Below are 15,630 nucleotides of genomic sequence, written 5' to 3'. Positions count from 1 at the left end.
CTGCCTTTTTGACACACTAGCTGATCACCATTTTACTGCTCATTTCTAAGCTGTTTCGCTGCCTCAACCATGTTGGCTAATGCTTGGCGAGTTTCTGGCCAGCCGCGAGTTTTTAAGCCACAATCTGGGTTAACCCATAAACGTTCCACCGGGACACGCTTCGCCGCCTTTCTTAATAATGCAACAATCCATTCCACATTAGGTACATTTGGTGAGTGAATATCATAGACACCGGGACCAATTTCATTTGGATAATCAAAATCTTCGAATGCGTCTAACAGATCCATATCTGAACGTGATGTTTCAATCGTGATCACGTCGGCATCCAGAGCCGCAATAGAATCCATGATGTCATTAAACTCGCAATAGCACATATGAGTGTGAATTTGCGTGTCATCATCAGCAATCGCAGCACTAAGCTTGAAGGCGTCAACTGCCCATTTGAGGTAAGCCGCCCACTCATCTCTGCGCAATGGTAACCCTTCACGCAGTGCAGGCTCATCGATTTGAATAATACCGATCCCCGCTTTTTGTAAGTCATCGACTTCATCACGTAACGCTAGCGCAATCTGTTTAGCAATCGTTTCACGGCTAACATCTTCACGTGGGAATGACCAACACAGAATAGTGACAGGGCCAGTTAACATCCCTTTGACCGGTTTCTCCGTTAAGGACTGAGCGTATTTTGCCCACTCCACGGTTATCGCTTCTGGGCGACTAATATCACCAATAATCACTGGGGGCTTAACGCAACGTGAGCCATAGCTTTGAACCCAACCATTTTGGGTAAATACATAACCATCAAAGTGCTCACCAAAGTATTCCACCATGTCATTACGTTCAGCTTCGCCATGCACAAGGACATCGATATCTAAAATTTCTTGTTCTTTAATAGCTTGCTTAATATGTTCACTAATATTGGTGCGATAGTAGGTTTTATCCACATTTCCTTTTTTGAAATCTAAACGTAGCGTTCTAATTTCACTGGTTTGTGGGAAAGAACCAATCGTGGTGGTCGGCCATAATGGTAAGTTAAAGCGTTGACGTTGGCGCGCTGCCCGCTGTGGATATGGGCTATAACGCTCGGTATCCCCTTCACTGATTGCAGCCAGACGCTGAGCCACTGATGCATTATTCACTCGAGTTGATGTTTTACGCGCTCGAATAGGCGCACTGTATGTCTCTAATTCAGCAATGTGACTGTCTGTTGGCTGATTTAACGCTTTAGTTAACAGAGCAAGTTCTTCGCATTTTTGGATAGCAAAAGCGAACCAGCTTTTTACTTCGGTATCTAAACGCGTCTCATCATTTAAGTCGATTGGGCTATGCAGTAATGAACATGACGTTCCTACCCATATATCACGCTGACCTAAGAGCGGTTTCACCTGTAAAAATTTTTCACCTAAGTCCGCCTTCCATACATTACGACCATTAATAATTCCTAGTGATAATACCCAATCTGCTGGCAGCACTTGGTGTAGTTTTTCAATATCATCAGCGCCTGCGACCACATCAACATGTAAACCTTGCACTGGCAATTGCTTAATCAAGTCTAAATGGTGGCTCACACCATCAAAATAGGTGGTTAACAACAGCTTTATATGACCTGACAGCGCTTGATATGCGTGCTGATAAGCTTGCTGCCATTGCTCTGGCAAATCTAACACTAATGCAGGCTCATCAATTTGTACCCACTCAAGACCTTTTCCTGCTAAGCGGGACAAGATCTCCTGATATACAGGTAATAATTCATTCAATAATGATAAGCGGTCGAACGGTTCACCTTTCACTTTACCTAACCAAAGGTAGGTTATAGGGCCAATGATAACGGGTTTTACCTTGTGACCTAATGCTAATGCCTCATCGACTTCATCAAACAGTTGTGTCCAAGACAGGGAAAATTGTTGCCCTTTTTGAAATTCAGGCACGATGTAGTGGTAGTTCGTATTAAACCACTTCGTCATCTCACCTGCGGGAGCGGGTTTGCCCGTTGGTGCGCGACCGCGAGCAACACGAAATAAGGTATCTAAATCAATCGAACCATCTTCATTTTGATGGCGTGGCGGTACATTGCCCAATAGCAAACTGGTTGTCAGCACTTGGTCATACCAAGCGAAATCACCAACGGGTAATAGCTCAACACCTGCACTTTTTTGTTGTTGCCAATGGCGCGCACGTAACTGATAACCGGTTTCTAATAGCGCGGCTTGGTCAATCTTGCCTGCCCAATAATCTTCTTGTGCACGTTTTAGCTCTCTTTTTAGACCGACACGTGGAAAACCAAGTGTATGATTTATAACAGACATATTGACCCCTTAAAATATTTAGCCGTCTAGATGTTTACACATCCATAATCAACAGGTACTGTATAAAGCACAAGCGCAAATTTTTCATTGTCACCGTGAAGGTTTCTCATGATCGAACTAAAACATTTAAAAACATTGCAAGCGCTCAGCCAATACGGTTCATTAGCGGCAACAGCAACACACTTGCACCAGACACAGTCTGCTTTATCACACCAATTTAGTGATTTAGAGCATCGGCTAGGTTTCCGGTTATTTATTCGTAAAAGCCAACCTTTGCGCTTTACGCCACAAGGGGAAGTCTTATTACAGTTGGCACAACAAGTCTTGCCATTAGTGAAAGATGCTATTCGAGTATGTAATGAGCCTGGGGTTTGTGCGTTACGCATCGCGATTGAATGCCATAGCTGTATTCAGTGGTTGACCCCTGCACTACAGCAATTCAGACAAACTTGGCCACAAGTTAGTGTGGATTTTAAATCTGGGGTGGCCTTCGACCCACAACCTGAATTGCTCTCAAGGGAATTGGATATTGTGATGACTTCTGACATCTTGCCAGATCAAGGGATCCACTATACGCCAATGTTTGATTATGAAGTGAAGTTGATTGTGGCGAACGACCACCCTCTAGCCAAGAAACCACATATTGACCCCCATGACTTGGCAGATGAAACGTTGCTTATCTACCCAGTACAACGGGATCGCTTCGATGTGTGGCGCCATTTTCTGCAACCTGCGGGTGTGTCACCTAACGTAAAAAATGTCGATAACACATTAATTTTAATCCAAATGGTCGCTGCTAAAATGGGTATCGCTGCACTTCCTCACTGGGCGGTTGATTCATTTGAAAAACAAGGGCTAATAAAAACCAAAACCTTGGGTAGCGGTTTGTGGAGCCGGCTGTATGCGGCCTGCCGTGAAGGAGAACAGCGCCAGCCAGCTATTGAAGCATTTACTGAGGCGACGACGGATCACGCTGTGGAGTACTTGTCTTATGTGAAGGCCGCGAAAGGATCCAACGCTTATGCACCCAAAGAGAAGCAACTATTAGGCTCGATCCTATGGTAAAACTCAGCCAATCCGGGTGTTGTTGCCAGATAGCAAAATTCACTAATAACCCCGCTGGGACCATCATGTTATTCATAATAGCAAGGGTTCCGGCATCCACTTTGGTTGCGCCATAGTTCCACATAAAGTAGCCAATGCCTGAAGCTGCAATACCCAGCCACAATAAGACGCCCCACTGGAGAGTCGTTGTCGGCATCATCGATTTATTACCAAATAGCAACCATCCAAGCAATGCAACTAGCGTTGCACCAAGGTAAAACCATGAGAAAGCCTGATGTTGAGGGATCGGATGTATCTCCATCAGACGTTTATACCCCACCTGTCCAATCGCAAAAAAGATATTTGCCAACTGCACAAAAAGTAAACCTAACCAAAAAGATTCACTCAAGTGGTCATAACGAATAATTGCCGCACCAATCACCGCTAATAATGAGCTAAACAGGTAGCCTTTACGCAGCTTCTGCCGTTCTAATAAGTCATAAATTAACGTGACGTATAGCGGTGTTAACACTGTAAAAAGCAAAAATTCAGCAACAGTAAGGTATTGATAAGCATGGAATACAAACAGGTACATGATGCCAAGTTGGCAAGCGCCCACTAGCATATAGAGCGAAATCACTTTAGCGCTAAACTGGCGCCAACGTAGGAAAGGTAAAAAAACCAGCGAAGCCAGTGCAACCCGCACTAATACTGAGAACCAACTATCTACTTGGCCCGCAAGGTATTCGCCGATAAGACTAAACGACGCTGCCCAAAGCAGCGTCGTGATAACAAGTAACCACATAATGCTGTATTTCGCCCCAAACTTAAGAATGTTGGCTAGAATACTCGCTTTTTGGTTTTAATGCTCTTTTTCGATCAAGACGGCTTCTAATAAGTCCAGATCGACCAACAGCGTTTGTAGCGTCTCATTACTGATTTTCTTGGTGGCGCGCAAGTGATAAAGCTCACCACGCTCTGCACGTAAAGCCGTTAAACGAAAACGTCGTTCAAGGTCTTCTATCAGCAAATTATGGTCAATTTCATCTTGCCCTGCCGTACGTCGTCTTAAATAACCCGTCACACGGGAAGCAACTTCACTGATATCTTCTGAGTCGAGTTTTTCATCAACGTCAGCAGATAAACGTTCCTGCATCTTATTTAAGCTGACAATCGCCACTTCAGCCATTGCGGCTTTTGCCATGCGGATTTCATTGGCATCGGCTTCTTTGTCGCCCACTTTAAAATTACGCAGCAGAAGCGGTAAAGCGACCACACCTGCAAAAATGGAAAATAAGATAACCCCCGCGGCAATAAATACTAACTGGTAACGCGCAGGGAATGGCGAGCCATCCGTTAAAAATAACGGGATAGAGAGCACACCCGCTAAGGTGATCGCCCCGCGTACCCCTGCAAAAGAGGCAAGCCAAAGCTCACGCACGGTATAGTTCGCAAACTGCAGTGGCCTTTTCTTTAAGAACAAACGGCTAAACCTTTTCATCAGCCATAGCCAACAAAAACGCAATAGCAGTAAAGCAAAATAGATAATTGCCACCGCGGCAAATAGCATCCACGTTTCTACGCTTGGGTCGAGATCCGCTTGGATAACGGACGTTTCCCAAATACCGGGCAACTGGAGCCCTAACATGATAAAAACCAAGCCGTTAAAGACGAATTCAAGCATCGACCAAACGCTATCAGCACGTAGCCTCATCGCTAATGGAGCGTTACGGATAACCCCCGATTTTGTAATGGTCATACCCGCCGCAACGGCAGCTAAAATACCTGAAAAACCAATATGTTCCGCAATCATGTATGATGCAAATGGCAGCAATAGCATAAATACAATTTGGGTTGCAGGGTCATCACCGCTCCAGCGGCTCATTAGACGTAATGATTTACTGTATAGCCAAGTCACGATGATACCTGCGAGTAGCCCGCCAACCGCAACTTTGAAAAATTCAATGGTAACGCCAGAGGCGCTAAACACCATGGTTCCCATGGCAATTGCTACCGCAAATTTTAATGCAACCAGACCAGAGGCATCATTCATCAATGCCTCTCCTTCTAGCACACTCATCATCCGTTTAGGAATACGCCCTTTTCCAACAATGGAAGATAATGCAACGGCATCGGTGGGCGATAATACAGCCGCTAGAGCAAACGCAGCAATCAATGGAATACCGGGCATCAACCAGTAAATTAAATAACCTATCCCAATAACCGTAACCAATACGAGAACCAACACTAAAATAAAAATTTCTCGACCGTTTTGAAAGAACTCACGGGTTGGCGTTTTCCATCCATCAACAAACAGCAAAGGTGGGATTAACAGAACCATAAAAAGTTCTGGGTCAAAGGTGACATGTAGGCCAAATTGTGGCCAAGCCAATAGCGCACCAATAGCGATTTGAATGAGAGGAAGAGGAATACGAATAGGAAGAATTTTAGCGGCCACCCCTGAAACAGAGACAGCTAAAATCAAAATAAGAATAGTAAAGAAAATTTCCATGTTGCCCTTACTGAATTAACCTAGCGACTAGAACCAAGAATTGCCTGCCGCCGCATAGTAAGAGATAGCACCGTCCAGACCATGATAATTGAGACCAAGCCAGCCACCAGTGGAAGTCATACACAGCCACTTGATTAACTGCCTTCTCTCTATTTTATCCCTAGCCATCCATTTTCGGGGAAAAAATTAAGACTTTACGATTAATTAATACAATAAGTTAAAAAGGTGGCAACATTGGCCACCTTCTTGAAGCAATTCACTTTAGATTGCTAATCCTGAAGCGTAAAATGCCACTAAAAGTACCGCAATAATGACAGTACCAATATTCAATTTGCGCCATTCACCTGCACAAACACGGCCGATAACCAAAGCGGCAAAGCCCAACATGATACCTGTGACAATATTACAAGTCAGAACAATGAACACCGCACATAATAAGCCAGACATTGAATCCACAAAATCATCAAAATCAAGCTTAGAAACATTACTGAGCATTAAAAGCCCAACATACATCAATGCAGGAGCCGTTGCATAGGCAGGCACCAAATAAGAGAGTGGCGATAAAAAGAGAATCAATAAGAATAGTACGCCAACCACCACTGCGGTTAAACCGGTACGACCACCCGCAGCGGTACCTGCCGCAGATTCAATATATACCGCCGCAGGTGATGCACCAATCGCCCCCGCAAAAATACTGCTCACGGAGTCTGCTGTTAATGCTTTACCACCATCAATAATTTGGCCGTCTTTATCCAATAAATTCGCTTGTCCCGCCACTGCGCGGATAGTACCTGTCGCATCAAAAACTGCCGTCATCACTAATGCAAGCAAGCTTGGCAATACCATTGGCTGTAATGCACCCATGATATCCATATTAAAAACCAATGAGAGCCCGTCATCACCCAATGAAGGCAACTTAAAGAAGCCCTGATATTTCACAGCAGGATCAAAAATTAAACCAATAATTGAAATCGCAATAATAACAAGGAGCACACCACCCGGAACGCGACGTTTTTCTAAACCAAAAATGACCGCTAACCCAATGAGTGACATCAAGACAGGGAAAGACGTAAATTCACCCAGAGCAACAGGCAGGCCTGCATTTGGGTTTTTGATCACTAAACCCACCCCATTAGCAGCGATTAACAGTAAAAATAAACCGATACCAATACCTGTACCATGTGCAATACCCATTGGCATATTGCGTAAAATCCAACTACGAATACCTGTAACAGAAATGATGGTGAACAAACACCCCATTAAAAATACAGCGCCTAGTGCCACAGGAATACTAATTTGCTGCCCTAACACCAGACTGAATGCAGTAAATGCAGTGAGTGAAATCGCACAACCAATCGCCATCGGTAAATTGGCCCATAACCCCATTAATAAAGAGCCAAAGCCAGCCACTAAGCAGGTTGCAATAAATACCGCAGTTGGAGGGAACCCTGCTTGCCCTAACATGCCAGGTACAACGATGACAGAATAAACCATCGCTAAGAATGTGGTTAACCCTGCAATGATTTCACGGCGAACTGAAGAGCCGCGCGCTGTTATCTTGAAAAATGAATCCAATTTGCAACTGGATGAAGCCTGTTGGCCTGACATGGTATACCTCTGCTGTTAATGGAAAACGAAAGCACTCAAGTACTGCTAACAACTAATCTATATATCGACGTAAACGATTACGTTTTTCAGAAAAAACAAACTAACTGGGAAAAAATCCCAATAAAAACAGCTACGCAATCGTTTGGCTTTAAAACTAGAATAAAACATGTTGTGAGGGGAGCAATTATCATTCTAAACAGGGGGAATGATCAAGTATTTTTAGCATTTCTTACCCACTAACTGTTTTTTAACATCTAAATACCCAGGTTCTTATGTAATGAACATTATTTTCAAATAACAATTCTTTTTAGTTACATTTACCTTACGTAAAAATAGCTAAATACCTTTCATATAGTGTCTGTTTAAAAAGTACGGTTATTTTTTTGATACAATCCTAGAATATTTTCTTACAAAACGAATAGCTGAAAATTTATTTATTGGTGGTAATATGCGTTATTTAAAAACGTACCTAAAAATACGTTCCCTATTGTTTTTTATAAAAAAATAACCATCACTCACTGAGTAAATATATATTTAAGTATATAATCTCAATTATTATCAACTGCAGTTATAGTTTCAATTTAATCCAGTAAAAACACATTAAAATGCCAAATAAAAATGCACCATTAATCATATTACAGCGGAGTATTTTATTACTTTTCATTAGTTTTCTTGCTATGTATTTATTACCAGGAATATATAGTCATAGCCCTTGGAAGCAAGATGAAAATTATAGTTTTGGTATTATTCAAACTATGTATGAAACAGGTAAATGGTTAGTCCCCACAAATGCGGGCGAGCCGTTTATGGAAAAACCTCCGCTTTATTATTGGGTTGCAGCAATTACCTCTCATTTGTTTTCAAGTTTTATCCCACTTTATGATGCCGCCCGTAGTGCAAGCTTATTTTTTTCGGTGATCAATTTTTCATTTTTTATTCTTTTGGCGCGCCGTTTTTTCCATGCCAAAGACTTCACCGATACCCGTATTTGGGTCGCTTTTGCACTGTATGCTTGTGCCCCCGGTGTTATCAGGCATAGCCATGATATGTTTACCGATGTTGCGCTGATGGCAGGGACGACTATTGGCTTGTATGGGTTATTAGGGCTGATACAACAACAAAAAATGCACATGTCTGCACTTTGGTTATCCCTTGGAACCATCGTCACCATGTTGTCAAAAGGTGTTTTTATCCCTGGTGTTCTCTGGATCTGCCTATTTTTATCGCCAATTTTTCTCGCTCAATGCCGAACTAAGCAATTTTGGTTATACAGCTTAACTGCAGGGTTAATTGCCTTTATCGCGATTTTACCTTGGCCTATCCAACTGTACCTTCAACACCCTGATTTGTTTATCGTGTGGTTTTGGGAAAATAATATCGGCCGCTTCTTTGGTTTTTCGGTTGAAAAATTAGGGGCAAAAGCTAATTTAACCCGGATCCCTGCGGCAGTTTCCTTATTTGCCTTTCCTTCTGGTTTACTGGCTGTTGCTTATTTTCTAAGGCATCCGGTTAAGCGTTTATTTAATTCTAACGAGTTTCTATTGGCGCTATTTCCTTTATTAGGTATCGTTTTTTTACAGATTTCAGCTTCTGGTCGGGCGTTATATTTACTGCCTTTTATTGCCCCCATGGCCATATTAGGAAGCCAGACACTATTTTGTTTCCCAGAAAAGCTCCTCAATAATATTGCCCGCTTTGCAGCTGTTTTGTGGTCTGTACTTATTCTTTTTTTATGGGTCTGCTATTTCATCTCTTTGGCTGGCTATCAACAAGAATGGCTAGCTCCATTTGGCCGCTGGCTCCCTATGAGCTACCAAATGGCATTTTCTCCCGTTGTATTCATCTGTGCTCTGTTGATTACATTGGTATGGTTTTTACGCAATAAAATTATTCCAAACTTCATGCCACCTGCTTTTCATATGATGAAAAACTGGTTATTAGGCTTATGTGCTGTTTGGGGGGTAATTTTAACCTTATTTTTGGGGTGGATAGACTATGCAAAAGGTTTCGAAGGGGTTTTTGTCGATTTAAACCAACATTTATCTGGCCAATTTACAGAAAATGATTGTATGGCATCTGATAATATTGGTGAATCTGAAGCACCGATGCTCTACTACTACGCGGGGGTATTACACCAACGCCAAGATCGGTTTGAAAAACCGGAACAATGCCGCTGGCTAATTGTACTCTCAAAAACGATTAAACCTGCACCGCAAGGCATGGAATTATTCTGGCACAATCATCGGCCGGATGAATTCAGAGAAAACCTCGTTGTGTATAAAGTTATTGAGTAATTTATTTGCGGTGCTCGCTGGCTGAGTAGAGCACCGCAAATGAGCTTATTGGGTAACTTGCTCAACTTTTTGGGCACTGTATTTTTCTCGTGTGAACCATAAAAATACAGTCACAGACAGAACCAATAACACCGGTAAGCCTACAGGTGAGATTGAAGTCGCAATTCCCGCAAGTAGTGGCCCTGATAAATTACCAATTCCCCACAGCATGGCAGCCGCAGCATTAGCAATGATCAACTCGTTCCCTTTGAAATATTGGCCGATTTGCACCAACGCAATAGTATAAATTGCCCCTGCTGTCGCCCCTAAGACAAACAGTAATACCCAAATCAGATAAGGTTGAGTTATAAGGAAAGGCAATAATAGACTGGCTGCAAGTGTGATAATGCCACAGATTCGGTACAATTTTTCTCTATTCATATGGTCTGCTAGCCAGCCGAAAGGAAGTTGCATAATGGCATCCCCAGCAAGAATAGCGCTGATCATTAATGCGGCAACCGCTTCTGTATGACCCATTCCCATGCCATAGATTGGGAATATCGATAAAATGGTTCCATCAAAAAAGGCAAAAAATAAAATTCCGCCACAAATACCCGGTGCAATTTTCACAAATTGAACAATTGAAAAATTAGATTTTTCGGCATTTTCGGCTAAACGGTCACCGACTTTTTGGTCCATTAAAATAAATAGTGCCACAGAGATTAAATGGATCAACGTACAAATCAATAAAGGGGATTTATCTTCCACACCATAATAAGCAATAAAGGAAGGCCCGAGTAGTTGGCTTACTGTGAATACAGTGGTGTAAATTGCCAAAATACGGCCCCGTTTATTTTCAGGCGATAATTCGTTAATCCACGTTTCACCCAAGCAAATCAGCACACCGCTCGCCAAGCCTGTTACTAGCCGTAACGGAAATAATAACCAAAGAGGTAATGTGCTCAATAATGGTAATAAGCTAATGGCAGAAACAATCGTTGCCAATAGCATTGCTTTTCGCTTACCTGACCAACGCACAATACGTTGAACGACAGGTGCAATTAAAAACATGCCTAATGCAGGTGCCGCTGAAATAATGCCAATATACAACTCATTGATACCATAATTATTTAGCCTAAGCGCTACCATTGGAATACTTAGCCCAATAACGATACCAATGACAGCAATACTCATTGTAATGGTAAAAATAGCAAAGGATGGGGAACGACGAAAATGTTGTAAACGCTGATTATCAGAGCTCATGTTGAAATTAATCTGTTTCTTTTTAACAAAATAACAGACTTTAACTCCATAAAATAGATTGTTATGAGAAATAAAAAACCACATCATTATTAGTAAAACCAATAATGTTCGCGATGATTGTAACACGACCTATATATTCTGCTATTTATCTTTATAAAACTATTTTTAATATTCTAAATACTTAAAGGACGAAGAAATATCGATAAAGCAGAGCAATACCTGATAATAAAATAATGACATTAATAAATTTTAAAAAACTTTCACGTGAAATTTTTAATGTTATATGCCGCCCAACCCACGTACCGATTAACATAGCAGGAGAAAACGCTAAGGCAATCAATAAAATATCCAGATTGAGATACACTCCCATCACCAAAAATATCACCACTCGAGTTAGCGTGCTAAACCCAATTAACGTCATTTGAGTGAGTCGAAAACGTTGTTTATCTTCAATTCGGCTCGATAAATACATGGCATAGATAAAACCACCACTACCAAATAAAGCACTAAAAACACCGCCCACTAAACTAAATGGGACAACCAATGCCTTTGAAAAGGGTAATTTTGATTTTTTAGAAAAGAATGCATGTAATACATAACCAACAACAAATAACCCAAGTAATAATACGAGTATATCGGGACGTGTTTTTAATAAAATCGCAGCGCCAACTAAACTCCCTACTATCATTAATGGAATTATCCATTTAATTTCCTGATAATCCGCATTTTTGCCATCTTTAAATAAGTTCAAAACTGCGGCGGTTAGATCAATTAGCGCAAGAATTGGAACAATCATATTTAATGGCAAATACATGGCTAGCACAGGGGTTGCTATGAGGGCCGAACCAAACCCCGCCATACCAAAAACCAAATAAGCAAAAAGTAGCGTTGAGAAACAAATCGCCATTTCTAATGATAATAATTCAAACGGCATGACCTTAACTCCAGACGTTTTTTAACGTCCTCACTATAGGTTCTTTCAAATACAGAAAATAGTTTTATTTTTGTAGGGTTTTAAATTTCAAATCTATATCAAAAAACAAAATAGCCACTTTAAATACAATATACAACTAAGAGTGTATAATTTGCTTCACTGAGTGATACAGAACTAGCACAATAAATTAAAATTCAGGTAAAGACACATTGTGGATAAAAAAATTAATTTAAAAATCGGGCAGAAAATTCGTTTACTTAGGCAAGCAAGAGATCTTTCACTAAACGAGCTATCTCGTCTATCGGGGATCTCGAAAGCGGCTTTATCCAAGTTGGAATCTGGCGATTCAAACCCACGCATTGATACATTAGAGTCGATTGCCATTGCCCTGCGCTTTCCACTAAGCGATCTGTTTACACGGCAACATGAGGCCTATCCCTATTTTCTCAAAGCCACTCCCAATGAAAAAGAGTATTCACAACAGTTTAAGTTTCGCATTAGCATGGGAAATATCTCTGAAATTTGGCAATTAACCATGAAGAGAGGCGCTATCATTAATAGCCCCGCCCATATGAGTGGAACCCACGAACACATTATGGTGAATTCTGGCTCACTCATGTTACGGCTACATGACGACCAAAATATCGTCTTAGAAGCGGGAGATTTTTATGCTTTCAGTGGTGATTTCCCACATAGTTATCTCTGTATGGAGGGAGAGCTGCAAGCAACCGTCGTCATGACTTACTCTCACCTTAGTGATAGCGTTTAAATTGCGGCATGTTGTGCATCATAACTAATGCGCAACGTCCCCTTTTTAAATTTCATCGACTTAATTGAAAAATGCTGAATGTTATCTAGCGAAGAAACATGTGTTCCACCACAAGGCATTTCTTCAGTTTGGTCGATATAGCTGATCCGCAAATCTCCCTTTTGCTTTATTGCAACGGCTCGCCCACTATGAAGGCTTTGGTTAACAATATCTTCAATGTATTGGCTATCTAGCTCTTCAAAAGGCGTGACATCCCCTTCCATCATGCTAAATTCCACCCGTGATTCATCAGGAAAGTGATGGCCTTTTTGTGCAAGCCAACCAAAGCGACGTAATTCCCAATTCAGCAAGTGACCAGCAGTATGTAGCGCCGCATAACGCTGACGTTTTTCCTTATCGACCCTTGCAACCACATTGCTATCTTGGCTCAAAATGACATGTTCTGGTAAGTATGCCACAATCAAGCCACCCAATTGTTTCTTAATGCGAACAGCAATATCATTCACCCAAGCTGTGTCCATGGGTTGCCCACCACCTTGTGGGTGGAAAATATTATCTTTTAAAGCAACCCAATGCCCCTCATCATCTTCCCCTTGCGCCAGTAAGGAAGTTTCGATTTCATACTGATAAGTGTTCGATAAATAGATGTTATTTTGCATAGATTTATACCTGTTTGTTATTCAATTTACCAAATAGAAACCCACAATACATTCGAAAAATTATTGTTCAGCAACTGAATTTATATCATTTTCGTTCGCTTTAGGAAACCCTATTTATCACTATGATTAAATATCAAACAAAAATAGCCCACACAGTTGAATGGGCTATTCGGTCATAAACTTAATCTCAGAATTACTGCAAATAACTTTCCATTGTTTCGAAGAGGCGCAAATCATCACTAAAGCGTACTTCTCGAACATCTTCTAGTTTTTCAACTTGGTTAATCATTTGCGACAAGCGCTCATCTTTTTGTACTAATAGCCATATACGGCTTTCATCTTTATCTTTAATCGGCATACAGAGAATGCCATCAACGTTAAATGCTCTACGGGCAAATAAACCACAAATATGTGACATTACACCTGGGTGGTTACGAACAATTAGCTCTAAAGCAATCGGATGATGTTCAAATACCATAATTACGCTCCAATCATATCAATGTTAGCTGCACCCGGTGGAACCATTGGATATACCTTCTGATTAACATCAATCAAGGCATGGATCAAACATGGACCTTTGGTATTCATTATCGCTTCTAACGCCATTTCAGGGTCTGCTTCATTATTTAAATCGCAAGTTTGCAAACCAAACCCTGCCGCAATTTTGATAAAGTCAGTTTGGTACGGATAAGCTGCAGCAAATATGCGGTTTTCAAAAAATAAATCTTGTTGTTGATGAACCATTCCTAATGCTTGGTTATTCATTAAAATGATTTTGATATTTAACTGATGTTCCGCTGCGGTTGCCAGTTCTTGAATATTCATCATCAAACTGCCATCACCAGAAAAGCACACTATCGTTTTTTCAGGTTTTGCTAACGCCGCGCCTATCGCAGCAGGCAGACCAAACCCCATGGTACCTAACCCTCCTGATGTCAGCCATTGACGTGGACGAGACAGAGGATAAGCTTGAGCTGCCCACATTTGATGCTGACCAACATCCGTTGTCACAATTGCATCTTCACCTGCCGCACGTGCTGTAGACAAAACTAAGCCATAGTGATTCAGCGGGTTATCCGCATCACTGAAATTCAGTGGATATTTCTCTTTTAATTGATTTACTTGCGCCATCCAATCAGCGCGCTCATTACGTTCAACCAAAGGCAATAACAGCTCCAATATTTGCCCCGCATCTGCATGAATAGCGATATCTGGGCGCTTAATTTTGCTGATTTCTGCTTTATCGATATCCACATGGATGATTTTCGCGTTAGGACAAAATTTCTCTGCCTTGCCTATCGCCCTATCATCAAAGCGTGCACCAATAACAATCAATAGATCCGATTCTTCCATTATCATGTTAGTACTTGCCGCAGCGTGCATACCTAACATACCTAAATATAACGGATGCCTCATCGGGATAGTACCAAGTGCCATTAAGGTCATGGTTGTTGGTAATGAGGCTTTTTCCGCAAATGCGATTGCCGTTTCTGTAGAATCGGAGCTAATCACCCCACCACCAAAATACAATACTGGACGTTTCGCGTTATTAATCATTTCAGCCGCTTGCAGAACTTTTTCCATGTCAAAAGCAGGAGCTTTATCTTTCGGTAATACTTCTGGTATTTCAGTTAGTTCAATTGTGGCAGTTTGAACATCTTTTGGAATATCAATCCAAACAGGTCCAGGGCGGCCTGACTCTGCAATACGAAAAGCATCACAAATCACTTGTGGCAATTCATTGATATTACGAACCAAATAATTATGTTTCGTCACTGGAATCGAAATGCCATAGGTATCAACCTCTTGGAAAGCATCTGTGCCAATCATTGACGAAGAAACTTGAGCCGTAATACAAACCAGCGGGATAGAATCCAGTTTTGCATCGGCAATAGCAGTCACTAAGTTTGTTGCCCCAGGCCCACTTGAAGAGATACAAACTGCGGCTTTTCCTGTGGTACGCGCAATTCCCTGAGCAATAAAACCTGCTCCTTGCTCATGGCGAGCCAGTATATGACGGATTTTCTGGCTTTGCCCTAATGCATCATAAAAAGGCAAAGCCGCTCCCCCAGGAATGCCAGAAACGATGGTAATACCGTGTTTTTCCAGTAAATGTACGATTAATTCTGCACCCGTAAAGCGGGTTTTATGTGGTGTTGTGGTGCCCGATTCGCTCATCATAATTATCCTTTGCTAGCCTGCGGACTCGAGCGAGAAGTGATAAAAAACCCCGCTCGGTTTGCGCCGGCGGGGTTTCTAAAT

At 41.6% G+C, this 15,630-nt stretch carries 12 protein-coding genes; 3 read left to right on the top strand and 9 right to left on the bottom strand.

Annotation, left to right across the window (positions count from 1 at the left end; all coding sequences use genetic code 11):
• Positions 1–32: 32 nt before the first annotated feature.
• On the bottom strand, positions 33–2,306 hold the full coding sequence (gene metE, locus G6Q48_RS15060) for a 5-methyltetrahydropteroyltriglutamate--homocysteine S-methyltransferase (RefSeq protein WP_166267343.1): 2,274 nt from the start codon (positions 2,304–2,306) through the stop codon (positions 33–35).
• A gap of 108 nt (positions 2,307–2,414) precedes the next feature.
• Here metE and metR point away from each other — a divergent pair, with 108 nt between their 5' ends.
• Positions 2,415–3,371, top strand: coding sequence for an HTH-type transcriptional regulator MetR (gene metR, locus G6Q48_RS15055; protein WP_166267341.1), 957 nt, complete (start codon positions 2,415–2,417; stop codon positions 3,369–3,371).
• On the opposite strand, the gene G6Q48_RS15050 is transcribed toward metR, so the two are convergent.
• The 3 genes from G6Q48_RS15050 to G6Q48_RS15040 all read right to left on the bottom strand — a co-directional run bounded on the left by G6Q48_RS15050 (position 3,256) and on the right by G6Q48_RS15040 (position 7,470).
• The gene (locus G6Q48_RS15050) at positions 3,256–4,155 is read right to left on the bottom strand and encodes a carboxylate/amino acid/amine transporter (RefSeq protein ID WP_116068790.1); all 900 of its coding nucleotides are present in this window, start codon (positions 4,153–4,155) and stop codon (positions 3,256–3,258) included. The two genes, metR and G6Q48_RS15050, sit on opposite strands and share 116 nt — an antisense overlap.
• Positions 4,156–4,212: 57 nt before the next feature.
• Positions 4,213–5,862 carry a Na+/H+ antiporter gene (locus G6Q48_RS15045; protein WP_102139093.1) on the bottom strand — a complete coding sequence of 550 codons (1,650 nt, stop codon included), beginning with the start codon at positions 5,860–5,862 and terminating at the stop codon, positions 4,213–4,215.
• Between the two features lie 261 nt (positions 5,863–6,123).
• A complete protein-coding gene (locus tag G6Q48_RS15040) occupies positions 6,124–7,470 on the bottom strand; it encodes an NCS2 family permease (RefSeq protein WP_166267339.1) in 1,347 nt (448 codons plus the stop codon).
• Between the two features lie 605 nt (positions 7,471–8,075).
• Between G6Q48_RS15040 and G6Q48_RS15035 the strand changes: the two genes are divergently transcribed.
• The gene (locus G6Q48_RS15035; RefSeq protein ID WP_166267337.1) at positions 8,076–9,764 is read left to right on the top strand and encodes an ArnT family glycosyltransferase; all 1,689 of its coding nucleotides are present in this window, start codon (positions 8,076–8,078) and stop codon (positions 9,762–9,764) included.
• Between the two features lie 45 nt (positions 9,765–9,809).
• On the opposite strand, the gene G6Q48_RS15030 is transcribed toward G6Q48_RS15035, so the two are convergent.
• Together G6Q48_RS15030 and G6Q48_RS15025 are read right to left on the bottom strand one after the other, a co-directional pair.
• The gene (locus G6Q48_RS15030) at positions 9,810–11,093 is read right to left on the bottom strand and encodes an MFS transporter (protein ID WP_331001562.1); all 1,284 of its coding nucleotides are present in this window, start codon (positions 11,091–11,093) and stop codon (positions 9,810–9,812) included.
• Between the two features lie 94 nt (positions 11,094–11,187).
• Positions 11,188–11,940: a sulfite exporter TauE/SafE family protein gene (locus G6Q48_RS15025; protein ID WP_102139097.1), complete on the bottom strand. Its 753-nt coding sequence runs from the start codon at positions 11,938–11,940 to the stop codon at positions 11,188–11,190.
• A 211-nt stretch (positions 11,941–12,151) separates the two neighbouring features.
• Between G6Q48_RS15025 and G6Q48_RS15020 the strand changes: the two genes are divergently transcribed.
• The gene (locus G6Q48_RS15020; protein WP_102139098.1) at positions 12,152–12,709 is read left to right on the top strand and encodes a helix-turn-helix domain-containing protein; all 558 of its coding nucleotides are present in this window, start codon (positions 12,152–12,154) and stop codon (positions 12,707–12,709) included.
• Here the strand turns inward: G6Q48_RS15020 and G6Q48_RS15015 are convergent.
• From G6Q48_RS15015 to ilvB, 3 genes are all read right to left on the bottom strand, one after another.
• Complete coding sequence (locus G6Q48_RS15015) at positions 12,706–13,368, bottom strand: hypothetical protein (RefSeq protein WP_166267333.1); 663 nt, start codon at positions 13,366–13,368, stop codon at positions 12,706–12,708. The two genes, G6Q48_RS15020 and G6Q48_RS15015, sit on opposite strands and share 4 nt — an antisense overlap.
• A 193-nt stretch (positions 13,369–13,561) precedes the next feature.
• Positions 13,562–13,846, bottom strand: coding sequence for an acetolactate synthase small subunit (ilvN, locus tag G6Q48_RS15010; protein WP_102139100.1), 285 nt, complete (start codon positions 13,844–13,846; stop codon positions 13,562–13,564).
• A gap of 2 nt (positions 13,847–13,848) precedes the next feature.
• Positions 13,849–15,546, bottom strand: coding sequence for an acetolactate synthase large subunit (ilvB, locus tag G6Q48_RS15005; RefSeq protein ID WP_102139101.1), 1,698 nt, complete (start codon positions 15,544–15,546; stop codon positions 13,849–13,851).
• Positions 15,547–15,630 lie beyond the last annotated feature (84 nt).

The sequence above is a fragment of the Providencia sp. M-27 genome (genome assembly GCF_011077905.1).
Lineage (GTDB): Bacteria > Pseudomonadota > Gammaproteobacteria > Enterobacterales > Enterobacteriaceae > Providencia > Providencia huaxiensis.
The sequence above is the reverse complement of the archived record's forward strand: the minus strand, read 5'-3'. Positions and strand labels throughout refer to the sequence as shown.